The sequence below is a fragment of the Mesorhizobium cantuariense genome (assembly GCF_042647205.1).
In the GTDB taxonomy this organism is placed as follows: Bacteria; Pseudomonadota; Alphaproteobacteria; order Rhizobiales; family Rhizobiaceae; genus Mesorhizobium; species Mesorhizobium cantuariense.
The window spans coordinates 815,108-838,010 of sequence record NZ_JBHRVD010000001.1 but is presented as its reverse complement, the minus strand read 5'-3'; the positions used below and the strand labels follow the sequence as shown (position 1 = coordinate 838,010).

Annotated in this window: 16 protein-coding genes and 6 pseudogenes; 11 read left to right on the top strand and 11 right to left on the bottom strand. The window is 60.4% G+C overall.

Translation table 11 applies throughout. The annotated features are described in order from the left end of the window. The first annotated feature begins 1 nt into the window (after window position 1). The 7 genes from ACFOJ9_RS03985 (at window position 2) to ACFOJ9_RS03955 (ending at window position 5,931) form a co-directional block, all read left to right on the top strand. Window positions 2-283: a HypC/HybG/HupF family hydrogenase formation chaperone gene (locus ACFOJ9_RS03985; RefSeq protein WP_095090125.1), complete on the top strand. Its 282-nt coding sequence runs from the start codon at window positions 2-4 to the stop codon at window positions 281-283. A gap of 96 nt (window positions 284-379) precedes the next feature. Continuing rightward, window positions 380-1,072 (top strand): D-sedoheptulose-7-phosphate isomerase, encoded by a 693-nt coding sequence (locus ACFOJ9_RS03980; RefSeq protein ID WP_095090501.1) that lies wholly within the window; start codon window positions 380-382, stop codon window positions 1,070-1,072. Next, a complete protein-coding gene (gene hypD / locus ACFOJ9_RS03975; RefSeq protein WP_378920640.1) occupies window positions 1,069-2,226 on the top strand; it encodes a hydrogenase formation protein HypD in 1,158 nt (385 codons plus the stop codon). Before ACFOJ9_RS03980 ends, hypD begins: the two co-directional genes overlap by 4 nt. Continuing rightward, window positions 2,223-3,290, top strand: a complete 1,068-nt coding sequence (gene hypE / locus ACFOJ9_RS03970) for a hydrogenase expression/formation protein HypE (protein WP_095090128.1) — start codon at window positions 2,223-2,225, stop codon at window positions 3,288-3,290. The genes hypD and hypE overlap by 4 nt, the downstream gene beginning before the upstream one ends. After that, on the top strand, window positions 3,290-3,628 hold the full coding sequence (locus tag ACFOJ9_RS03965) for a hydrogenase maturation nickel metallochaperone HypA/HybF (protein WP_095090130.1): 339 nt from the start codon (window positions 3,290-3,292) through the stop codon (window positions 3,626-3,628). The genes hypE and ACFOJ9_RS03965 overlap by 1 nt, the downstream gene beginning before the upstream one ends. Continuing rightward, a complete protein-coding gene (gene hypB / locus ACFOJ9_RS03960) occupies window positions 3,628-4,749 on the top strand; it encodes a hydrogenase nickel incorporation protein HypB (RefSeq protein WP_378920637.1) in 1,122 nt (373 codons plus the stop codon). Before ACFOJ9_RS03965 ends, hypB begins: the two co-directional genes overlap by 1 nt. A 174-nt stretch (window positions 4,750-4,923) precedes the next feature. After that, window positions 4,924-5,931, top strand: coding sequence for a HoxN/HupN/NixA family nickel/cobalt transporter (locus tag ACFOJ9_RS03955; protein ID WP_378920660.1), 1,008 nt, complete (start codon window positions 4,924-4,926; stop codon window positions 5,929-5,931). A 654-nt stretch (window positions 5,932-6,585) separates the two neighbouring features. On the opposite strand, the gene ACFOJ9_RS03950 is transcribed toward ACFOJ9_RS03955, so the two are convergent. Both ACFOJ9_RS03950 and ACFOJ9_RS03945 read right to left on the bottom strand, forming a co-directional pair. After that, on the bottom strand, window positions 6,586-6,924 hold the full coding sequence (locus tag ACFOJ9_RS03950; RefSeq protein WP_378920635.1) for a glycine cleavage T C-terminal barrel domain-containing protein: 339 nt from the start codon (window positions 6,922-6,924) through the stop codon (window positions 6,586-6,588). A gap of 82 nt (window positions 6,925-7,006) precedes the next feature. Beyond that, window positions 7,007-7,204 (bottom strand): annotated as a pseudogene (locus ACFOJ9_RS03945) (hypothetical protein); the annotation flags it as partial. A gap of 113 nt (window positions 7,205-7,317) precedes the next feature. Here ACFOJ9_RS03945 and ACFOJ9_RS03940 point away from each other — a divergent pair. The 3 genes and pseudogenes from ACFOJ9_RS03940 to ACFOJ9_RS03930 form a co-directional block, all read left to right on the top strand. Then, a pseudogene (locus ACFOJ9_RS03940) lies at window positions 7,318-7,728 on the top strand (S1 family peptidase); the annotation flags it as partial. A gap of 143 nt (window positions 7,729-7,871) precedes the next feature. Then, entirely contained in the window at window positions 7,872-8,483 is a 612-nt protein-coding gene (locus tag ACFOJ9_RS03935; protein WP_378920633.1) for a PAN domain-containing protein, read from the top strand. 296 nt (window positions 8,484-8,779) lie between these two features. After that, complete coding sequence (locus ACFOJ9_RS03930) at window positions 8,780-9,238, top strand: hypothetical protein (RefSeq protein WP_206073790.1); 459 nt, start codon at window positions 8,780-8,782, stop codon at window positions 9,236-9,238. Window positions 9,239-9,243: 5 nt separating this feature from the next. On the opposite strand, the pseudogene ACFOJ9_RS03925 reads toward ACFOJ9_RS03930, so the two are convergent. Then, window positions 9,244-9,455: pseudogene (locus ACFOJ9_RS03925) on the bottom strand (SMC-Scp complex subunit ScpB); the annotation flags it as partial. Window positions 9,456-10,946: 1,491 nt separating this feature from the next. Here ACFOJ9_RS03925 and ACFOJ9_RS03920 point away from each other — a divergent pair. Then, the gene (locus ACFOJ9_RS03920; protein WP_095090136.1) at window positions 10,947-11,927 is read left to right on the top strand and encodes a LysR family transcriptional regulator; all 981 of its coding nucleotides are present in this window, start codon (window positions 10,947-10,949) and stop codon (window positions 11,925-11,927) included. Window positions 11,928-11,998: 71 nt separating this feature from the next. On the opposite strand, the gene ACFOJ9_RS03915 is transcribed toward ACFOJ9_RS03920, so the two are convergent. The 8 genes and pseudogenes from ACFOJ9_RS03915 to ACFOJ9_RS03880 form a co-directional block, all read right to left on the bottom strand. Beyond that, window positions 11,999-13,612 carry a hypothetical protein gene (locus ACFOJ9_RS03915; RefSeq protein WP_378920630.1) on the bottom strand — a complete coding sequence of 538 codons (1,614 nt, stop codon included), beginning with the start codon at window positions 13,610-13,612 and terminating at the stop codon, window positions 11,999-12,001. Window positions 13,613-13,720: 108 nt separating this feature from the next. Next, window positions 13,721-16,534: a type VI secretion system membrane subunit TssM gene (gene tssM / locus ACFOJ9_RS03910; RefSeq protein ID WP_378920628.1), complete on the bottom strand. Its 2,814-nt coding sequence runs from the start codon at window positions 16,532-16,534 to the stop codon at window positions 13,721-13,723. Between the two features lie 57 nt (window positions 16,535-16,591). Continuing rightward, window positions 16,592-17,878: a type IVB secretion system protein IcmH/DotU gene (icmH, locus tag ACFOJ9_RS03905; protein ID WP_378977010.1), complete on the bottom strand. Its 1,287-nt coding sequence runs from the start codon at window positions 17,876-17,878 to the stop codon at window positions 16,592-16,594. Next, entirely contained in the window at window positions 17,868-18,158 is a 291-nt protein-coding gene (locus ACFOJ9_RS03900; protein ID WP_378920624.1) for a type VI secretion system-associated FHA domain protein, read from the bottom strand. Before ACFOJ9_RS03900 ends, icmH begins: the two co-directional genes overlap by 11 nt. A gap of 26 nt (window positions 18,159-18,184) precedes the next feature. Beyond that, a complete protein-coding gene (tssK, locus tag ACFOJ9_RS03895) occupies window positions 18,185-19,501 on the bottom strand; it encodes a type VI secretion system baseplate subunit TssK (RefSeq protein WP_378977008.1) in 1,317 nt (438 codons plus the stop codon). Window positions 19,502-19,983: 482 nt separating this feature from the next. Beyond that, window positions 19,984-20,121 (bottom strand): annotated as a pseudogene (locus tag ACFOJ9_RS03890) (IS5/IS1182 family transposase); the annotation flags it as partial. Window positions 20,122-20,632: 511 nt separating this feature from the next. Further along, window positions 20,633-21,778, bottom strand: a pseudogene (locus ACFOJ9_RS03885) (recombinase family protein); the annotation flags it as partial. Window positions 21,779-22,158: 380 nt separating this feature from the next. Continuing rightward, window positions 22,159-22,857, bottom strand: a pseudogene (locus ACFOJ9_RS03880) (IS5 family transposase); the annotation flags it as partial. Window positions 22,858-22,903: the final 46 nt, after the last annotated feature.

The following is a 22,903-nucleotide window of genomic DNA, read 5'->3' as shown; positions in this document are numbered from 1 at the left end:
CATGTGCCTCGGAATCCCAGGACGGATCGTCAAGATCGATGACCACCTGAAGAAGCTGGCGACGGTCGATGTCAGCGGCGTCAGGCGGCAGGTCAACATTGCCTGCATCGTCAACGAAACCCATTCCGTCGACGACTGCGTCGGCGACTGGGTGCTGATCCATGTCGGCTTCGCCATGAGCCGCATCGACGAGCATGAGGCCGCCGAGACCCTGAAAATTCTTACCGAACTCGGCGAAGTACAAGCCGAAATGGAGTCGATGAGGCTGTCGTCGGTGCATTAGACCGCCGTCGGCGCGCTTCAAGTTCTGTTTTTATGCACGTCGTTGTCCCAAAACCGCTCCGCACTTTTGGGCGGCATGCAAGAGGAGGACGCCAGAATGTCCAGCGAAAGCGAACTGAAAGCGCTCTATCCGTTCCTGCACGGCAAGGCGCAGGACCCGGAAAAGATGAATGCGGCTTTGCTGCATTCCGTTGCCGAGAAAGCGCGCGACACCCGCGAAACCAATGAGAGCTTCTTCGGCGGCCAGGCCGAAATCCTGGTCGCGGCCGCGCACACGCTGGCGGATGTCTACCGCAACCATGGCCAACTCTTTTCGATGGGCAATGGTGGCTCGAGCTGCGATGCTTCGCATGTCGCCGTCGAGTTCGTCCATCCGGTCACCGCCGGCCGGCCGGCGCTCGCCGCCACCAATCTCGTCGCCGACCTCGCCATGATCTCAGCCGTCGGCAACGACCTCGGTTTCGACCATGTCTTCGTGCGCCAGCTGCTGGCGCACGCCCGCAAGGGCGACGCCGTCATCGGCATTTCGACCAGCGGCAATTCGCAGAACCTGGTGTCGGCCTTCGCCAAGGTCAGGGAGATGGGCGTTCACACGATCGGTCTCGCCGGTGGCGACGGCGGTCGCATGAAATTATCCGGCACCCTCGATCATCTGCTGGTCGTGCCGTCGACCTCGATCCACCGCATCCAGGAATGCCACGTCGCTGCCTACCACATCCTGTGGGACCTCGTGCACACGCTGCTCGCCGACGAACGTGGTTCCGCCGCCGGAAAAGGAAGCGTCCAATGAAATACACCGACGAATTCCGCGACCGCGAAAAAGCAAAAATCCTGATCAAGGAAATCAACAAGCTCGCCGCCACGATCGAGATCGCTAGGACGCGTCCAATCAACATCATGGAAGTGTGCGGCGGTCACACACATTCGATCTTCCGCTATGGGCTTGAAGGCATGCTGCCCGACGCCATCGAACTGGTGCATGGGCCCGGCTGCCCGGTCTGCGTCTTGCCGATGGGCCGCGTCGACGACTGCGTATCGATCGCCGAACGGCCCGAGGTGATCTTCACAACCTTTGGCGACGCCATGCGCGTGCCGGGTTCGAAGAAGAGCCTGCAGCAGGCCAAGGCCGACGGCGCCGATGTGCGCATGGTCTATTCGCCGATGGATGCGCTGACGCTGGCCAGGAAGAACCCGGATCGTGAGGTTGTGTTCTTCGGCCTCGGTTTCGAGACCACCATGCCGTCCACCGCGCTGACCGTGCTGCAAGCTGAAGCCGATGGCATCGAAAACTTCTCGGTGTTCTGCAATCACATCACCATCGTGCCGACGATCAAGGCGATCCTCGACAGCCCCGACCTGCATCTCGACGGCTTCCTCGGCCCAGGCCATGTCTCGATGGTCATCGGCACCGCGCCCTACGAATTCATCGCCGACTTCTACAAGCGGCCGATGGTCGTCGCCGGCTTCGAGCCGCTCGACGTGCTGCAGTCGATCTGGATGGTGCTGAAGCAGATCAAGGATGGTCGCGCCGAGATCGAAAACCAGTATGCCCGCATCGTGCCTGAGGCCGGCAACAACGCGGCACTTGCCGCGGTCGGCAAGGTCTATGAACTGCGTGAATTCTTCGAATGGCGAGGGCTTGGCTCCATCGACCATTCCGGCGTCAAGGTGCGCGACGACTACGCCCGCTTCGATGCCGAGCGCAAATTCGCCATTCCCGGGGTCAAGATCGCGGACCCGAAATCCTGCCAATGCGGCGAGGTGCTGAAGGGCGTCATCAAGCCATGGCAGTGCAAGGTGTTCGGCATCGCCTGCACGCCGGAAATGCCGCTCGGCGCGCTGATGGTTTCGTCCGAAGGCGCTTGCGCCGCCTACTACCAGTATGGCGGCGTCAAGAAGCACACGGCGGCCCGGCCCGATGCCAGCGTGGCGGCCGTGTCATGAACGTGCGGCCACCGCCACCCAAGCGCGTGCTGGGGGGCGTTTTCATCCCGACCGTGACGCTTGCCCATGGCGGCGGCGGCAAAGCGATGAAGGATCTGATCGACGACGTGTTCATCAGCGCCTTTGCCGGCGCGGCACCTGAGGTTCTGGAGGACCAGGCCCGTTTCGATCTGACAATGCTGGCGACTCATGGCGACCGCCTCGCCTTCACGACAGACTCTTTCGTGGTGGATCCGCTGTTCTTTCCGGGCGGCGACATCGGCAAGCTTGCCGTCTACGGCACCGTCAACGACCTCGCCGTCGGCGGCGCAAAGCCGCTCTATTTGTCCTGCGCCGTCGTCATCGAAGAAGGCATGCAGGTCGAGACGCTGCGCCGCATAGCGCTGTCGATGGCCGAGGCCGTGCGCGAGGCCGGCGTCAGCATCGTTACCGGCGACACCAAGGTCGTGCAGCGCGGCGCATGCGACAAGATCTTCATCACCACCACCGGCATCGGTGTGATCAGGCCAGGCCTCGAACTCGGCATTGATCACGTGAAGCCGGGCGATGCCATCCTGGTCAATGGGCTGCTCGGCGACCACGGCGCGGCGATCCTGTGCGCACGCGGCGACATGGAGCTGGAAACCTCGATCGAAAGCGATTGCGCGGCCTTGCACGGGTTGATCGAGGTGCTGCTGGCAGCCGCACCCGGCACGCGTTGCATCCGCGATGCGACGCGCGGCGGTGTCGCCACGGTCCTCAACGAGATCGCCGACGCCTCCGGTGTGTCGATCGAGATCGACGAAGCTTTGACGCCGCTACGCGAGGAAGTGCGCGGCTTCTGCGAGATCCTCGGTCTCGACCCGCTCTATCTCGCCAACGAAGGCAAGATCGTCGTCGTCGTGCCACCTGAGGAAAGTGCGGCGGCACTTGCCGCTCTCTCCGGCCATGCGCTGGGCCAGGGGTCATCGATCATCGGCCATGCCGTGCGCGGCGAGGCAGGGCGCGTCACCATGCAGACGGTATTCGGCGGCCGGCGCATCGTCGACATGCTGGTCGGCGAACAATTGCCGCGGATTTGCTGATGCACGAGCTCGGCATCACCCGCAACATCGTCTCAATCGTCGAGGAAGCGGCGAAGGGCCGCCGTGTCAAACGGGTGACGCTCGACGTCGGGCAATTCTCCGGCGTGATGCCCGACGCTATCCTGTTCTGTTTCGACATCGTCGCCAAGGGCACGCTGCTCGATGGCGCGCTTCTCGACATCCAGAAGATAGCGGGGCGGGCGCGTTGCCGGAGTTGCGGCGGGGCCTTCGACACCACCACGCTCTACCAGGCCTGCGCCTGCGGCTCCCGCGCCATCGACCGGCTGGCGGGTGAAGAGCTGAAAATCCGGGAAATGGAAATCGAGGAGGCTCCCTGATGTGCGGAACCTGTGGTTGCGGCTCGAAGGACGAAACGCGAATCCTCGACCTCCAGACCGGCAAGGAAACGGCGCTGGGCAACGCGCATGATCATGCCCGTCCGCATGACGACGGCATGCAGCATCGGCACGACCACGGTCATGAGCACAGCCACACTCACCCGCACGACCACGACGACGGTCACATCCATGATCACGAACATCCGCACTGCCACTCTCATGCGCATAGCCACGGCCATGAGCAAGGCCACGACCACCGGTCGGACCACGTGCATGAGCATCACCATCATCACGATAATGCGCATGGCGATGCGGAATTGCATGAAGCCGGTCACGATCATTCCCACGGTCATCACGACTACGCCGATGGCCATCACGATCACTCGCATGATCATGGCCATGACCATGACCGTGACCGTGACCGTGACCATGGTCACAGCCACAACCAAGGCCACAATCTGGTGGTCGAGCTTGAGGCGCAGATACTTGCCAAGAACGATATGCTCGCCGCGAAGAATCGGGGTTGGTTCGCCGGCCGCGAAATCCTGGCGCTGAATCTGGTCTCCTCGCCCGGCTCCGGCAAGACGACGCTACTCGAGCGCACCATCCGCGACCTTAAGGACAGGATGCCGATCTCGGTCATCGAAGGCGACCAGGCGACTGCCAATGACGGCGAGCGCATCCGCGCCGCCGGTGCCGCCGCTGTCCAGGTCAACACCGGCGCCGGCTGCCATCTCGAAGCCGATATGATTGCCAAGGGCCTTGCCGAGTTGAAGCCGGCAGTCGGCTCTGTGGTCATGGTCGAGAATGTCGGCAACCTCGTCTGTCCGGCAATGTTCGATCTCGGCGAGCGCGCCAAGGTCGTCATCCTGTCGGTGACCGAAGGCGACGACAAGCCGCTGAAATACCCGCATATGTTTCGAGCGGCGGAGATCATGGTCATCAACAAGACGGACCTGTTGCCGCATGTCGATTTTAATGTCGAGGAGGCCATCGCCAATGCGCAAACGGTCAATCCGCAGATCAGGGCGATCCAGGTCTCGGCGAAAACCGGCGACGGGCTCGCCAGCTGGTACGACTGGCTGCAGGGTGAGGCGGCTCAAGCGCGGCTTGCAGGTTAAGCGATATCACAATGCCTCGACACGAGGCTTGCCATCACATCATCGGATCGAGAGGACGAAGTCATGAAGGACACGATCGTATCCGCTTTGCCGCCGACACAACATGCGCCGGCGGGTCATGGACTTCCCAATCCCTTCGACGATCGGCCAACTCGGGTGAGAACCAGGGCGGCGATGACCTACGTCCTGCTCATCGCCGCCAACATCACGGCATGGGTATGGGCGTGGATCGCCTTTGCCGATCGGCCAGCGCTGCTCGGCACCGCACTGCTCGCCTATATGTTCGGCCTGCGCCATGCCTTCGACGCCGACCATATCGCGGCGATTGACAATGTCGTGCGCAAGCTGACGCAGGAAGGCAAGGCGCCCTACTCGGTCGGCCTCTTCTTCTCGCTCGGGCACTCGAGCATTGTCATCGTGGCCTCCATCGCCATCGCCGCAGCAGCGACAATGATGCAGTCCAGGCTGGACGAATTTCATAGCATAGGCGGCGTCATCGGCACCGGCGTGTCAGCGCTGTTCCTGCTGGTGATCGGCATTGCCAACCTGTTTATCCTGAGAGGCATCTGGGCGGCGTTCTCTCGCGCGCGGCGCGGCGAAAAGGTCGTCGACGAAGACCTCGATGCGTTGCTTGCCGGTCGCGGCTTCATCGCCCGCATCTTCGGCCCGCTGTTCGGCATCGTCTCGCGCTCATGGCACATGTATCCGATCGGCTTCCTGTTCGGCCTCGGCTTCGACACCGCCACTGAAATCGGCCTGCTCGGCATTTCGGCAACCCAGGAGGCGCAAGGAATGTCGTTCTGGTCGATCCTTGTCTTTCCAGCACTCTTCACCGCTGGGATGTCGCTGATGGACACGACCGACAGCGTCCTGGTGACCGGCGCCTATGGCTGGGCTTTCGTGAATCCGATCCGCAAGCTGTGGTACAATCTTACCATCACGGCGGCGTCCGTGGCTGTGGCGATCTTCATCGGCGGCATCGAGGCGCTTGGCCTGATTGCCGACAAGCTCGGCCTCGAAGGTGGGATCTGGGGCTTCGTCGGCGCGATGAACGACAACCTCGCCAATTTCGGTTTCGCGGTTGTCGGCATCTTCCTCGCCAGTTGGCTGATATCCACTGCGGTATACAAGGCGAAGGGCTATGACAGCTTGTCGGTTCGGCAAGCCCGATTGGATCGATGACTTGCAACAAGTTGATCCATGATGTGAGGTTCGTCGGCATATAGGCAGGCATTGCGCCGGCGGATGGCGGGGAAGGCCCTGGAGCCACAGGAAGACCTCCATGGTCTTCCATGCGTCTTGCCCGCCCGAGCCAAGCCGATTTGGGGTCAGCACGGCGTTGAGGCCAGAGCGCCCGCCGATCTTCTGACGAGAGCGCGACTGCCTGCGTCCTCGTCGCGCACATCCGAACCCACGCGACGCCTCGCAAGGCCTCGTCGTATCATCAGGATCCAAGTATCCATGATCATGAAGGACAATTAGCCCAAAGCCTAAAAGCTAATTTGACTAACTCTAGACGAACTGTTGAAGACATTTTCCAGTACTTTCTCATTGCGCACGCGCTGATAACCTTCTCGATCCTTCGCAAACGCGCGTACTGGCCGCTCGGTCACGCTAATATAATCTGTCGGTCGTGACAATCGCGGGCATCAAGGAGCGAGCGGTTTCGGTCGGCGTTGGGCGCAGTAATAAGCAGCCACAACATTATTTCGAAATACTTCGCCTTTGAAATCGGATTTTGTTCACCTGGCGCTTTAATCCGGGCGGAGGGCGATGAAATGCGGAGGAACGGGGCTGGACAGGGCCGAGTACGTTCGGACCTTGCAGCCTGCGGGGCTAGATCTTCGTCCTGAGGCCTTTGGGATCGAAGAAAGCCTGCAGGGATGCGTCGGCGTGGAACAGCTCGCCGTCTATTTCGATCTGCCAGCTTCCCGAGTCGATCCACCCGCGACTGACTCCACCAGCGTGGTTGACGTAGCCGAGTCCTATCGATGACCCCAGGGTAAAGTTCCGGACCCCAGAGGAGATGTAGCCGACAATGCCACCATCGTAGCGGATTAGCTCCTCGCGAAAGAGTAGGGGGCTTTGGATCCCGCAGCTTAAACGACAGAAGCGGCTTGCGCGGCGTGCCTGCCGCCTTCTGGGCCTCTGTGGCGGCCTTGCCTTGGAAACCACAGGCCTTTGACCAGTCGATCGTAAACCCAAGTCCGGCCTCGAGCAGTGTGTCGACCGGGGTTAGGTCAAGCTCGTACTCACGGTATGCTCGCTCGGAGCGGAGGTGCTCCAGGGCGTGATAGCCTGCCGGACGTAACCCGTGCTCGCCACCGGCTTCCCACAAGACATCAAAAACGTGCTGAGCCATCTCAGTGGGAATATGGAGCTCCCAGCCCAGTTCTCCGATGTACGTCAGCCGGTTGGCGATAACCCATGCTCTCCTTGTCTGCGTGCGCGCCATTAAGCAATCCACTTGTGCTCGTGCCTGACAAGATTAAAAGCTTCGACTAGGCTGTGGTCTGTTTTACTGTGTTTCGTTTCTCGAAGCGATGTATCGCCGTCAGTGCTGCAGTGATGGCGTCGATTTGCGCCATCCATCCAGCTTGGTCGCAATCATCGGATGTCTCATCATCGGGCACGGCGTTTTTCGTCAGCGCCGACGGATGGCTGGTCACTAACGCGCACGTCGTCGACGGTTGCAAGAGCGTAACGGTGGTCGGCCGAGGTGAGGTCACCGACCTTAAGGTCGACGTTCAAAGGGACTTGGCTGTTGACAAGAGTGCTGGCGCCGTACCGGCTGTCCTCAAGTTGAGGAATTCTGAGCCGCGGCTGGGAGAAGACGTCGCGGCGTTCGGCTACCCGCTAACGACCGCCCTGTCGAGTTCAGTGAAGATCACGACCGGCAACGTGAACTCGCTACTCGGAATCGGTGACGACTCCCGCTACCTGCAGATTTCTACGCCAATTCAACCAGGCAATTCCGGCGGTCCCCTCGTAGATCGAAGCGGTGCGGTCCTCGGTATCACGACGGCGGTCCTAAACGACCGCGCGACCGGCATAATGTGCCCCAGAACGTCAACTTCGCCGTCAGGGGAAGTGCGGTTCGATCGTTCCTTCAGAGCCGAGGCGTGGCATTCGATGCCGTCGATGCCATCGGGCCGCACCTGGAGACGGCGGATCTCGCAGAGAAAGTCGCACCAGCTGTGGTGCTGGTCCTCTGCCATAGTCGTGAGAGTGCTGCTGTCACCGACGCGGCGCCCGCTACGAGCAGCCCCGCCCCCGAGCCCTACGTGGCGTCGCGACCCTTCCGCAGCGTTGACGATTACGACGTGATCGGTTTTGACTACGCGACGCTGCGAAACGTTTCCGAGGCTCAATGCCACGCAGCCTGCAATGCCGATCGTTCTTGCCGAGCTTCGACCTACAACAAGCTGGCTCGATTTTGCTTTCTGAAGAGCGACGCCAAGTTGCTCGTGAAGAACCCGGATGCGTCGGCCAGCGTGGCCGAAGAACTGAGTTCTAGCGTGCTGGTGTCCACGTTCGCCGTCGCTTCTGGTCGTGACATGGTGGGCGGCGACTACGCGCGCATAAAGACAGATTTCGTGGGATGCTACATTGTGTGTGAGGCCAATCTGCAATGCCGCGCCTTTGCGTTCGTGAAGAAGAAGCCTACGTGCTGGCTGAAGGATCGGTTGGGGTCGCTTTCGGCAGAGCTGGGCGTCGATCTCGGCGTCAGGTGAACCCGCCTCGCTCGCGGCGCGCGCCTTCCGCCTCGTCAAAGACCCGGAGCTAGACGATGATTCGTGCCTTCCTTGTCGTGACGATCGCGACCCTCTTCGAAAAAGCCGCTCGCTATCGTCCTCGCAGGCCACAACGGTTCAGGAAAGTCCACGATGTGGCGGAAAGTCCTGTCGGATCGTCTGCAAATTCCACTCATCAATGCTGACCGGATGATGCTGTCGATTCTGCCTGAAACGGGCAGCGATGGGGCTCTTGTTCCCGGGCACAATCTCTCAGGGATACCGATAGAAGCTGGATGAAGGTGGCGCAGGATGGCGTTCAAGCTTTCGTCGGCCATGCGATGCAGTCCAAAGTTCCCTTCGCTATGGAGACGGTCTTTTCGTATTGGGAAGAGCTTCCGGATGGCATCGTTCATTCCAAGCTCGATCTCATCCGTGACATGCAGGCAGCAGGCTATTTTGTTCTGCTGCTATTCGTCGGCCTCGCCAATGTCGAACTTTCAATCCTGCGCGTTCAGACTCGTGTCGCGGAACATGGGCATGACGTTGAGACGGAGCGGCTGCTGCGCCGGTTCCCGAAAACCCAAAGAGCCATCGGGGCAGCGTCAATGATTGCCGATGCATCGGTGTACGTAGACAACAGTCGAGGAGGGGTTGGCCTTCACGGTCTGCCGTGTGCAAGTGGGCGAACAGTGCCTGTACGATCTGAGGCAGACGGGCCGCTCGGTACCATCGGCGATCGCACAATGGATTGATATCGTCAGCCCGCAAGCATGAAACGCAACAGCTTCTCCTTTGACAGCAGCCCGGCATCCTCGAGCGCCTCGAAATCCGGCAGTCGCGCAGCGTCTCAAGCCCGAACTCCAGCAGGAATTCTTTGGTGGTGACGTAGGTGTAGGGCGCGCCGGGTGTTGGGCTGCGCGGACCGGAGGCGATCAGACCGGCACCGCGCAGATGGCCGATCAGGTCGACCGCTATTGCGGCGACGGGTATGGAGACAGAGTGGGCCAACTCTTTGCGAGGTCGATACCAACTGTGGCAAGCTCGGACATAGATGGCTCCTCTGCTAGGGACGATAACATCCCGACTATGGCGCAATACGACGCCGGGAGAAGCTCAAGGCGCTGCTGCGCAAGAAGGCGGCCAGAACCTTCAACGCCCTCTCCGACGCTCTCGGCGAAATCTGCCACCTTTTTGACCCGACACAGTGTCGAAACTTCTTCAAGGCTGCCGGATATGAGGCCGATTAAGCGCGACACGCGCTTTAATCGGCGTCCGCTGCCAGAGGCACGCAAGCTGCGGCGATATTTGGAGAAGTTCAGCTGCCGATCTCATCCCGAACTTCGCTGAACGCCACCGTTCTCGGGAGGTCGTTCAAGCCCTTCGTTGAGTCAACCATCAATCAGGCAATCGCCAAGCGGTTTGCCCAAGAAGCAACAAATACAATGGACGCCGCGTGGCGTCCAACTGCGAACGCGCATCCTCGACGGCACGCTCGACAGCGACTTCAAGCGCTGGCGAGAAACGGCTGAGACCAGAAAATGCACCCAAGCTGGCCGCCTGACGACCCCCAGCTTTTTCATGCTCCCCTTCCTGATCAGCACTCGCCAATACGCGTCAGTCGCAACATCTCCTTCAAAAAAATTCATAGACTCTTAGCAATTCCAAACGGCTGGGCAGGGTAGACCTATCGCAACATCTTAGGTCAGCGGGTCAACGCCATTGTGCCATGTAGTCTCCGGCCGCCGAACGCGGCAAGTCACTTTAAACAGGACGTCAAGAAGGATGCTCACCTCTGTAAAGGAGCGTATATATCATACTTAATATAATGATACGTCTATCAAATAATTGTCAAATGTAAAAGCCGTGAAGCCAAATAGAAAAGGTGTCTAACCAAGTTGCCTTTCTTTTTATCATTCATGATTATTACCAATGATGACACTGTCAATCGCCTAAGGACGGCGGCATTTATTATGCGACGCGCAAGCAGAGACGATAGATCCACTCACTCATCCAGGCACTCAGACGAGACCGCTCTATTCGGAACTAAGTCTGTGACTTTCGCTGAGATTTCAGATGAGGACCACTGCCTCGTCAAGCGGAGGCGAATTGGCTGCTGCAATCGTTACTTGCGGCCGCGAGCGAGAATTGTCGGAACAAGGCCAAGCTCATGAATTGCCGTCTCGCCGTCCCGGTGACCACGCACGGCCCGGTTGATCGGAGGGGTGAGGATTCGACCAAAGGCAACTGCGGCCAAACGAATCGGTTTGCAATTCCGGCTTCGCCGAAACGCGGATTGTGCTGTGTTGACCCCGGTTTTTCCCAAGAGCCTCAGTGGCACCGACATGCAGAGCCGATGCCCGCGAGGAAGCTCGCAGAACACTACCCTCCCAAGAGGAGAGACAAACGGCTGAGCCTGCTTGCGGCTGGAAGAAGGCAAAAGAGTACGTGGGATCGCAGCTAATGAAACGTCGTAACGCCGCGCGGCAACGGCAGATGCCGAACCTTGCATCGATCGACCTGAACCTGCTGATCGTGCTTGAGGCGCTGCTGGAGTACCGTAACGTAACTCGTGCGGCCCACCACGTTGGCCGAAGCCAACCGGCAACCAGCCGGGCGTTGGCAAGGCTGCGCGGCCTGTTCGATGACGATCTCCTGGTTCGCGCCTCAACCGGATTGACTCCGACGCCGCTCGGCGATCGCCTCGCCGAAATGCTGCCGGCAGCGTTAGATTCGATCAGTGAGATCGTAACGAGCCGCTCCGCCTCCCCGGAAAGGCGGTGGAAGGCAACGATCATGTTACCCGACCATCAAGCGCTGCTCTTGCTGCCGCGGCTGTACGAGCGCGGCATTCATCTCGACATTGCCACCGATCGGCTCCTCAGCGATGCCGCGAGCCGGCTTGAGCAGGGTGAGATCGACCTGGCGATCGGGCAGATTGACGCCGCTCCCCCTGGCTACATGCGGCGCAGCCTGTACACCGACCGCTTTGCTTGCCTGGTACGCCACGAACACCCAGCCGTGACACGGGGATGGACCAGGGAGAATCTTGCGTCGCTCCGCCACGCGGCCATCTCCTCGAACTTCAACGGCGGTTTCGGCCTGATCTATGATAGCCTGGCTAGGTTAAGCTTGCCGGACCAAGACCCAATGCTGGTTTCCGACGTGCTGACGGCTGCCCTAGTGATCTCGACAACCGACATGGTGCTAATCGTACCGCAGCTCGTTGCTGCGCGACTCGCCGCCATGCTGCCGCTGACGGTCGTCGACCCGCCTGTGCAACTGCCGACCTATGAGATTGGGTTGATTTGGCACGAGCGTTGCCATCACGACCCGGGCAATAGTTGGCTGCGCCGCGAGATCGCCGCCGCGCTGAGCCCCCACAACAAAACCGTCGAAACAAACCGAGGCCCGACGGCCGAATGTTTCGTCACATCGCAATAGCGTTGAAGTCGGGCATGCCAGTCAGGGCCAGGATGGCGCGTTCGGTTGCAGATTGATAAAGCCGTCGTTCTCTAGGGCGCGGATGTTGCGTGCGAGGATTTGATGCGCTTTAGGCCGTTGATGATGTCGGCGAGCCCCGCCCGCAGCGTCTGCCCGATGGTGCCCGGGCCGAGGTCCATTGGAGGATTATCGAGCAATGCAACAGTCGCGTTGCTGTCGAGATAGCTGAGCTTGCTATGGACTGTGGCTTCGAGGCGCTCAATCGCGCCTGGCATTGCCTCGCCTTCTTCCTCGATGAGGGCGGTGAGTTGATCCGAGAGCTCATCATTGAACTGCAGGAAGATGTCGTCGACACGCCTCCAGCTTCCGCCACGGGTTTCCACATCGATCAGCCGGTTGATCCTGCTCTTTACGTCGTCCCTCAGTGTCAACGCAGTGCCGAGACACGCCTCCCATGTGTCCTTGATGTTTTCGACCAAATTCACGATGACCTTCTTGCCTTTCTGATGGTCGGTCACTTTGACGCCAAGCAGATCAACGAGGTGATCATCGTTGCCAAGCCGCTGCTCCACCACGGCGATCAGACGCTCGACAATCTCGCGCCTGCGGGCTGCATCGCCTTCTTCCTTGGGCCATTGCGACGACACTATCATCGCGATTTTTTCAGAATTCGCCTCCGCCAGGGCAAAGGAAAGCTGTCGCTCTTGAGCCTTGGCCTTGGCCAGGCGAAACAAGGTCTCTATCACCTCGTCCTGTTTGAGGGAGTTGGTCGGGACTCTGTTAAGATCTATGCCGTTTACCGCGATCTCTTCCGGGCCGGAGCCGTGTGTCTCGTCCTGGACCACGCCGTCGGCCGTCTCGTCCACGTATTGGAGATTTCGCAGATTCTCAGGACATGCCAACATCAGCATTAACCGGCTGGTGGAGTTGTGCAGCTTTGCCTCCTGCTCGTCCGGGGGCGTCGCAGCCAGCATCGGCCCAAGCCAATCGGTAACTTTCTTAGTCAATCGGGCCAACTCGGCGGTCTGGCCCGCGCCGATTTGCTCGCTCAGACTTAGAACGTGATTGGAAATTGTTGCCGCCGCGCTGGCAACGCCCTGCTTCAGCACGTCCGAAAGAGGCCGCTGCGAATGCCCTTCCGCTTCGCTCCGGTCTATCCCCTCCCCGTTTTCGACACGTTCCGAAAGGGTATCCTCGGCGTTCTTGACGGTGTTCGTCGGTTGTTCATCGTCGTCTGCCGGGAGATATTGAGAGTTCGTCATGACAGTGCCTTCAAATAACCGAACGTCTTGTTCCGTTAACACTCCAGCTTCTTCCATGTCGGGTAGCCTCAGGCCGAAGCCCCTGAAATACTCTTTCATCCTCCTTTTCACCTGCTGGAATCCGGCTTTGCCTCCGCGGGCAAGTCGCAGAAGGATAACGCCGTCTTCGTTCATCTTGCCTGTGCCGCGCTGCAGAAGCGCAAAGCCGTCTGCTTTACCATCCTCACCGGTTTCATAAGGCATTTTTTTCAGGATTCCGACCAGACTATTGAGCCCGCTCTTCTTCACCAGCACGACAGCTTTCTCCTCCGGATCCCCGATTGTGCCAACGGCAAAACAGAACTCCACATCGGCTTTGCCTTTGGTCTGTTCGATCAGGTTCAGGAACGTCAGTGCTCTTTGCCTGTTATGGGCCTTAGCCATTGTTTGTCTCCAGTTCATCCTGTCCTTGATTATGGTGTGTCGGGTGAAGGGTGGGACAGGATCCGCTCACCCATCAAAGTAACTGGCGTCTTCAGCTCGCCTCTGAGTTCATTGTTTGATAGGCTCGGGCAGATTGGTGGCTCCCGACTCAATTTGGCGGATCGCAACGCCCGCCTGATCGTCTTTTTCCAAGCAGTCCGAACCCGTCAGCCCTTGGGTCTGGCTGAGCGAACGATACAGTTCGCCGAGATTCTGGAGCGCACTGTCGATCGGCGCCTGCGCGCTCACCTGACTATTCGGCAGTATGTCGACGCGTTGGTGCAGCCACCTAAGATGATCGTCCATATAGAGCCGGACGTAAGCTTCAGGCTTGTCCGCGACCGCTCGCGAGCGGATCAGTTCCGCAACGTAAGTTGGTGGTGCCTCGCTCTTTGCGACGCCGTTACCTTTCGTCATTCCGTCCTCGGGGGCCGGTCGCTGCTCGAGCCTTAACTTTTGCGCCGTCGCGACAAGGAACCGCAGCATCGGCGACGTCGGCGCGGACGGCGTATCCAAGGTTCGCAGCGCGTCATCCATGGTGCCAATTGGGCGCAGAGACACATCGCCAATGAGCTGGTCCCGGCGGAACGCGAACTCCCGGGGGTGGAGGTCTGCCGCCGGGCGCCGCAGCTGCTGGCTCACGTCACCGGCCGCGGCCGGCGCGACTGCCTGTGCATCGAGCACCCAGCTTTCTGCAGCGACAGCGTCAGCCACCTGCGGCAGCAAGTGCAGGAAAGTCCCGTAGAAACCCATTCGTGTATAAAGGCCAGGAATTTTAGCACTGAGCGGCTGTCCCGATTTACGGACCAGGACGGTTTCCGCTAACGGCGCGGCATGGTCGTCCAGACTCGAAGTGGGCGGCTGCGAGGCCGCGGGACTGGTCGCGATGATGTCGAACACGCCGCGGGGCATCGAGACGGCCTGCAGTTTCGCGCGGCTCTTCTCGATCAGTTCACTATTAAGCGCTACATGAGGTAGTGGCGGGTCCAGGAGGGCGTCGAGGTGATCAGCGAGCGCGTGCCGAAGATCGGCGTCCGCTTCGGCCGGAAACATCACGCGCCAGTCAACAGCCATCCAGTTCTTGACGACCTCGCGCTGGAGCGGAGCCTGCTTACCCAGCATCAGGTAGACATTCAGTACCTCGTAGAGAAACAAAGGATCGTGTGTTTCCGCAAGTAATGTTTCCAAGCGGGAGATCAGCCGTGGCAGCAGGACAGTATTGAGAGCGCGGTGGTACGCCGCGCGCGCTTGAAGCGAGATTTTCTTGCTTTGGTCGAGACCCAATCCCGCGAGGCGATCGCCCGCCGTGTCGCCGTCGGCATTGCCGCCCCTGATATTGCGTAGCCGCTGGAGCAATGGCAGGATGGGTCGAAGCTCGCTGTTATCAACCCGGTCGAGGTTCAGCTTCTTGGCCTCTGCGGCATAGCTGTCAGCTGTTAGACGAACGCTCTCGATCAGCGTGACGTTTCGAACATAGGTGACCGTCCAGAAGACGCCAGCGGCGATCATGGCCGCCGCACCGATCGCATAGACGCCATATCGGACCCGCCGCTGACGCCGGAGGAAGCGGGGATCGGCATCGACGAGCTCAGCTTCGGCGAAAACGACATCGCGGAGCAGCCGGCCGATGAAATAACTGCGCCGCGGGCCAGGGAGCCCAGGACAAGGCGGCCTAGCGACCTCGAATATCTGAGATCTGGCCTCCGCAACACGATCAAACCGCGTGCCGACTTGCGTCCCGCTTACGAAGTAGACGCCGCGGAGCATAATCGGCTCCTGAAACGGATTCCGGGCGAATGCCTCCTGCAAGAACTGCTCGGTCACATACTTCAGGCTAGCAACCTGCTGTGGAAAGTCGAATATGAGTGCGCGACCTTGGGGGTTACTTTCTTGCTGCATTCGTTCAAGCAGCCTTTCGTTCAGGCGGCCAACCAGCGCATCGTATGCTGGTATGTAAGACTCCATCGGATCGCCGTCGCCCTCCGAAGGCTCTCTCGCGAATGTGAATCCGCACACGGCCTCCGTCCCCTCGCCACCAAGTTCACCGAAGAACTCGACAAATCCCGCCGCCAGATCACTCTTGGTGAATAGAACATAGACCGGCAGCTGCAGGCGGAGCTCCCTGTTTAGTTCAAGGAGCCGCTGACGGATGCAACTGGCTTGGTCGACGCTCACGTCGTCGGATGTCGAGTTCAGGTCGCTGATTGCGATGGTTACCAAGACCCCGTTCAGCGGCTGGCGCGGCCGATAGCGACGGAGCAGCCGAAGCAAGCCGCGCCAAGCCGCTTTGTCCCGCTCTGAATCGCTTTCATGAATCGTGTAGCGGCCGGCGGCGTCGATCAGCACCGCTTCGTCGGCAATCCACCATTCGCAGCTGCGCGTTCGCCCGAGGGCTCTCCGGCTGGACCTGTCCGCCAGCGGAAAGCTGAGCCCGCAATTGACGATTGCGGTGGTCTTGCCCGATCCGGGGGGGCCGATGACCAGATACCATGGCCGCTGATAGAGCCAGCTCTTGCCGACGATTCCGGCCAAGCGGCGCCCCTTGAGGATAGTAAGGGTCTCGCGGAGACGAAGGAGTGTCGTCTGCAGCTCCTTTTCAGCAGCCGTGCCAGCTCGGACCACGTCGGGGTCGGAACTCGCGGGATTCGCCTTCTTTCGCTCTGCCCCAGTCCCGTCCAGCGCGTCGGACACTTGTGATTGGACGAGGTCTTCGAAATAAGCCCGAACCCCGTCGAGTTTAGACTGAAGCGCGACGCCCACGGCATATCCGAGAATCACCATCGACGCCGCAATTTGACTGCCGAGGTCGTCGAGTGGCGTAGATTCACCGACCGAGATGTGCGGTCCGAGGATGAAGATTAAAGCACAGGCGATGCCCGCCAAGCTGACACGCACCCATAGCGACCGAAGCGTCTTTCGGATTGACTTCATGGCTGCCTCTCAGCGTGTCTTCCTGATGATGATTTCGATGCGACGGTTCTGCGCGCGGCCTTCGGGCGTATTGTTCGGCGCGATCGGCTCCGCGCGGCCTTTGCCTTCCTCTCGCACTCGCCCTGCGTCGCTCATCATGGATTTGATAATCTCGCCAGCCGCCTTGGCACGGGCAAGCGAGAGGTAGTGGTTTGAAGGAAAGACGAGCGATTGGATGGGCATGGCATCGGTGTGCCCGATCAGGACGACCGTTCCTGCCTCATCATTAAGAGATTGGCCGATCCGCAGAAGAAGCGGCACGAATGTTTTTTTCACCTTCGGACTCGCAGAATCGAACATCCCTGCGGCGTGGATGGTGACGACGACCTGCTGCGCGTCCTCGCTCACAGTGACGAGTCGATCACGGATTTCGGGCTCGAGAAAGTGACGCAGTCGATCGCCGCGCAATGCAACGGCTGGTTGCGGTACGATCCTCACCACGCTCCCTGTGCCGTTCGGCGGCAATTTCGCGAGATCGTTGAGGACTGTGTCAGCGCGGGCATTTAGTGCAAACAGGAGCCCGGTATAGATCGACAGGAGGACACCTGCCAAGAGCGCTACGACGACCCAGATCGGAACCAATTTGCGGCGCAGTTTCCGATCTTCACAGTCCCCGCGCCAGTGCAGGGACAGGTCGCGCTCCAAATCACCGCGGCCTCGGCGGATCAGACGGTAAACGTCTTCGCAAAGTACGCTGAGCTCGGCGGCTCCGCGCATAGTGACCCGGTGTCGGCCCTTAAAGCCCAACCTTATGCAGTAGTAGAGCAGTTCTAGGAGTTCGAGATTGGCGCGCGGTTTTTTTCTCAGGTGCGCCATCACGTCGAAAAAACGGTCGCCACCGAAGGTATCGCCAAACAGTGATCCGACCATGCTCCGTGTCATCCAGACGCTGTGGCTGCCCCAGCGTGTGTTGAGAACAACGTCATCGATTGTCGCGCAAAGGGCGTATTTGCAGATCTTGATCGCTGGGGAGGACAGTCCAAGCGGCATGATACGACGCTCAAAGGCACCAATCTCTTGCAACACTTTCAGGCGCAATCCCTCAACGTCGGAATGGCTGCCACCGCGCTTGAGTTGAGCGCAAAGGCCCAGCAGCGCCGCCGCGGCCGCGATCAGCGGATTAGGTTGATGGAGCGCAAGCGTCTCCCAGAAAGACTCGTTTGGTGCCGCCGCCGGCGGCGGAGGGATTTCCAGCGGCTTCTCGGCTGGCAAACGGGCCGGTGGCTGGTAAATTGGGATCGTTTTTTCAATCAACATCACCCCCCAGCTCATGCCTCTCGGAACGGGCGCTCTCGTCACGGCCCTGTGCCGGGTGCAGGTCGCCGACGCCCTCGCGATACGCGGATTCGAAGTGGGCGTCGAAGCTTCGGAGCTTATCAGTTTCGATGCTTGAGACGACTTCATCCAGGACACGGCCGAACGCATCCCAGCTTGCCGCCTTATGTTTGCTGGGCCAGATTGAACGGGTCCGCCCCAGCGCCCTTTCGATCGCTGATGGGGAGAGACGTTCACGGACACAGAACAGAGCCTTCTGCATAGTGGGCGCCCCAGGAAACTGTTTTGCTAACAGGCCCGAATGGCCCACAGTGCCATTTCGAGCTTGGGGAAGTCGCCGGCGACGTGCAGGGTCAACGCGGCGGAGCGAGGCAAGTCCATCCAGCAGCGGCTGTGCGGATCGACCTCGAAGTAGGTGAATCCAGCATGGAACGGAATCTGACGCGGCGCGACCGATATGGGATTGATGGTGATGCCCGGCAATGCGACTTTGACGAGTTCTTCGATCTTCTCGGCCGGCCCGATCTTGACATAGCGCGGGAACTCGCGTCGGAGTCGCTCGATCTCGACATCGGCCCGAGCGGCCAGCACGAAGCTTGCGGTCGTAAACAGCGACCGATCGGTCACCTCGGCGATATGGAACCCATATTTGTGCGGCCGTAGCGGCACCGGCTCCGCCGTCTGTTCGGGTATGGCGTTTAGTGACGACCGGATAGACTGGATCACAGGCAAAAAAGTATGCGCGAGAGCGTGGTGCTTGTAGTCACCGAAGCTCTGAGTACGTTTCTCAACCAGGGCAAAGGTGGCTAGTTCGCCCGCCAGTTGGAGCATGACGCCATACAGTGATTCCGGGTTTACGACCGCTGCCTTGGAAAGGTGGGAGAAGTAGGGCTCGTAACGATTGATCGCCTGTAGCAGAAGGAAATCGGCGATTTCCGCGATCCCATGCGTCCCCGAGTGCGAAACTCGCGCGGCCAAAGCCTCACCACGATGGTGAAGCAGGCCAGTGATCTCGGTGATGTAGTTCGAGAGGACGTGGGAGCTGGCACAGTCGGGAGTTGGCGCGACGTGCGCCTCATCGAGAATGACTTGCCGGTCGGCCCGGACTTGCATGATACGGGCGATCGGGAGGCAAGTGAAGGCTGACCGATCCGCCGCGTCCGGCAAGAGCTGAAACCGCAGCTGCGCCACCTCAATGGAGGCGCTGCCCCTTTCGCCGGCATTTGTGTCGATGATATCCTGACTTACGCCCGCGAAGCGGATCGGCACGTCAGCTTCCGCTCGCACGTCGGTTTCAACGGCCCCGCTTCGATGAAGCGGTACCGCCAAATGGATGAGCGAATCCCGAAGGTACTCCGGAACATCGTATGGAGTTGGCTGGTCGGCGTCATCGGGGATGCTGAACGGCGTGCCATCCTCCAAGACGCCACATGCCGTTTCGACAGCGATCTTGCCGAGAGCGAGTAGTTCGCGATTGATGCGGAGCTCAGTGATGCCCCAGCCATAGCCATGTAGAGCGGCAGTCCTGCCGCGCAGCAACTTTTCCACGTAACGGTCGTTCTGCTGAAAGTGCTGCGGTCGAAGAAACAGGCCTTCCGACCACACCACCCTGTTTTCTAAAGACACCTTAACTGCCCCGCGTCTGACGCACCGATGATTCAACCGCAGCGGCAATTTAGCAGGCTTCTACTGCTCCCTAACATGCGTAGCCGATATGCAACCATTCGCGGCCCGAATGCAGTGTCTGGGGTCGCCAAAAGAGGCTGCTGGCTGCCGCGATTTGCCATACAGGGCTCTCGGATTGAGATAACGGATGCCGTTTCTAATGCGACATCGCCAATTATTCCAATCTGATGCCGCGTGCGGATTGCTGAATTCGGGGGCGGGCAAGCGTCGATCTAGCCCTTCTGGCGTGCCGCGAGTGGTGGGCCGGAGCGGCAACCGAAACCGCCCAACTGCGTGTTGGTGCTTACGCGTCCACGTGACGGCCAGCGAGCTGATCTTCAGTGTATTAGCGCCGGCGGACGCTGACGGGTGCGAACAAGATCACGTATCTAAGTGTCTGAATCAGAACGACCGCGGTGTTTTCAGGCTCTTGCGAGCCGTCGGGTGAGCATGCGGATGTTTGCGATGAGAACCCAGGCCTGTGCGGATTCGATGGACCGCTCGAAGTCCTTTGCCAGCCTTCGGCATCTGCCCAGCCATGCGAAGGTCCGCTCGACGATCCGCTGTACAATGTTGCGTGGAACTGGTTGTCCGGCTTGGCGGTTTCTGGCCGGCTGAGCCATCGAGTGGCGGAACCCTGAAGACGATCTCTACCTGCGTGTTGTCGATTTCGACCCGGCGGACCACGGTACGGATGATCTGCTGCGTTCCGATCCTGTCAAGGCCGGCGAGCCCTGCTTTCACCTTGGCTGAGAAATCTTCCAGACGGTTGATCAGGAGTGAGAGCTCGTGTTCGTTCTCGGCCACGTCGACCGCTGCCTGGTGCCGCACCTGAAGCTGAGAAAGGCGTTGTTTCAGACCCGCGATCCGCGGTTCGAATTCCGCCTTGTCGATGATGCCCTCGGCATAGCTGTCGATCAGCCGACCGATGCCGCGACGCAAGGTGGCCATTTGTCGTTCGAGGCGGGCGATCTCCTCCGGCTCACGGACTTCGTCACGGGCCGCAAGGAGGCGGCGACGGTATTCCTCGGCCATGCGGCGCGGATCCTCCAGGAGACCTTTGACTTGATCCCACACCGCTTCTTCCAGGTGATCGCCGCGCACCTGCGGGTTGTCGCAAACGGGGTGGCCGCTGAAGCGATAACCGTCCGTACCGATACAGCGATAGTAGCGCAGCGTGTCCGTCGGGTCGTATTTGCGGGCGCGAGGTGCGCGCTTGCCATAATAGGCGTAGCCGCAATGCCGGCACACCGCGAGGCCCTGCAGCAGCCAGTCCGAGCTCGGCGTGCGTTGGCGCTTGCGCTTCCGGTTCTCCTCAAGCTGAGCATGGACCGCCTCGAATTCGGTCGGATCGACGAGCGGGGGAACAGGAATTTCGATCCACTCTTCAGGCGGTACGGGAACGCGCGAAGTGGCGTGCGGCGAGGGTTGTGAGTGGCCGCGGATCGGCCGCAACCGCGGTCGTGGCGGCACGTAGCGGGCTCGCCCGAAAGCGGCCCGTCCGATATAGGCGGGATTGGCGAGCATGCCGCGGATCGTGGAGGCGTACCAATGCGTCGTTCCTGTCCGCGTCCGGCAGCCGATCTGCTCGAGCCGGCGGCATACCCCTCGCAAGCTCATGCGATCCAGGCCGACCCATGCGAAGATCAGTCGAACAATGTGTGCCTCCTCCTCCACGACCTCAAAGCGTGCCAGGCCGCCACTCTGGTCGCGGCTCACATAACGGTAGCCGAAGGGAGCACCCGTCAGCGCGCTGACGGAGCCGGAGCGTGCCGCGTGACGGCGACCACGCCGGCTCCGCTCGAGGATTTTGGCCCGTTCATATTCGGCGATCACACCCTGAACCTGAAGCAATAGATCATCCTCGGCCGTGCCACCAATGGGGCGGTTGAGGAACACGATCTCCACACCGGTACGACGAAACTCGTCGATCAGCAGCGCCTGATGGGCATAGCGGCGGGCGAGCCGATCGGGGGCGTGGACATAGAGACGGTCGACTTGGCCACCGGCAACCGCATCCCTCAGCCGTTCCAGCGCCGGTCGAAGCAATGTCGAACCACTGTAGCCGTCATCCACGTAGCTGTAACCTGGCTCAAGCATGAAGCCGTCGGTGGCAATGCGTTCCTGCAACGCAATCACCTGACTTGCAATCGTGTTATCGCGCGCCTGCGCCTCGCTCGACACCCGCGCATAGAGCGCACATTGCGTCTCGGTCATTGCTCACCTCCCGATCTCGTCATCGCTTTCGTCACCTTCGATGAGGGGTCCGCTCGACGCTTCTGCCGTTGCTTCGTGCGCCGTATCGTCGGCACAAGATGGGCGTAGGCCTCGAGCAGATGTTGGGGGCCGGTTCTTGTCGCTTCGAACGATACCTGCATGCGCAGCACAGGGCGATCCTTGCGCCGGACCATGTGCGCCTCCATCGGCCGGCTCGCAGCTCGGCCGTCGATGGCGCATTAAATCCCCAGTTGGCTCTGATTCGGCCGCGACAAATCGACTCGCATCCCAACCGCGGCGAACCTCAACAAGCGACCGCATACGGCGTGGAGGCTCAATGCGCACCGACCACTCGAAACCAAACTTGGCAACATTGTACAGCGGACCACGACCCATCGGCGCGGCAGGACTTCGAAGCCGTTGGCGCTGTCCGACCGCTTGACGATCTCCATCGTGAACGTTCCGAGCTTTTGCAGGGCGCCGCGCAGTTTCGGCCCCGCATAGCCGCCATCGGCAAAGACATGGCGCAGCCACGGCCAGCGCTTGAGGATGGATTTCAGGACGGCCGGCGCGCCGTCGCGGTCTTGAATGTCGGCGGCGTGAACGACCACGCCGACCATCAGGCCCAGCGTGTCGACGACGATGTGGCGCTTGCGGCCCATGATCTTCTTGCCAGCGTCGAAGCCTCGTATTCCGCCGCTTTCGGTGGCCTTGACCGTCTGGCTGTCGATGACGCCGGCAGACGGGCTTGCTTCCCTGCCTTCGCGTTCGCGCGCCGCCATGACGAGTTCATTGTTGATGGTGCGCAGCAGTCCTTCGTCACGCCAGCGCCAGAAGTATTTCTGCACCGTCGAGAACGGGGGGAAGTCCTTGGGCAGAAGCCGCCATGCTCCGCCCGACGAAGCCATGTAAAGCAGCGCGTTCACAACCTCGCGCAGGTCCGTCTTGCGGGGGCGGCCGATCCGGTTCGGCGCCGGCATCAGCGGCTCGATCAGCGCCCACTCCGCGTTCGTCAGGTCGCTTGCGTAGCGCGGGCAGCGCCGTTCATAGTGAGGGCGAGTGGTTTCGGTCCAGGGCATCGTGATCTCCGTCGAATCTCAGCAATCCGACTGAATCACAACCCGC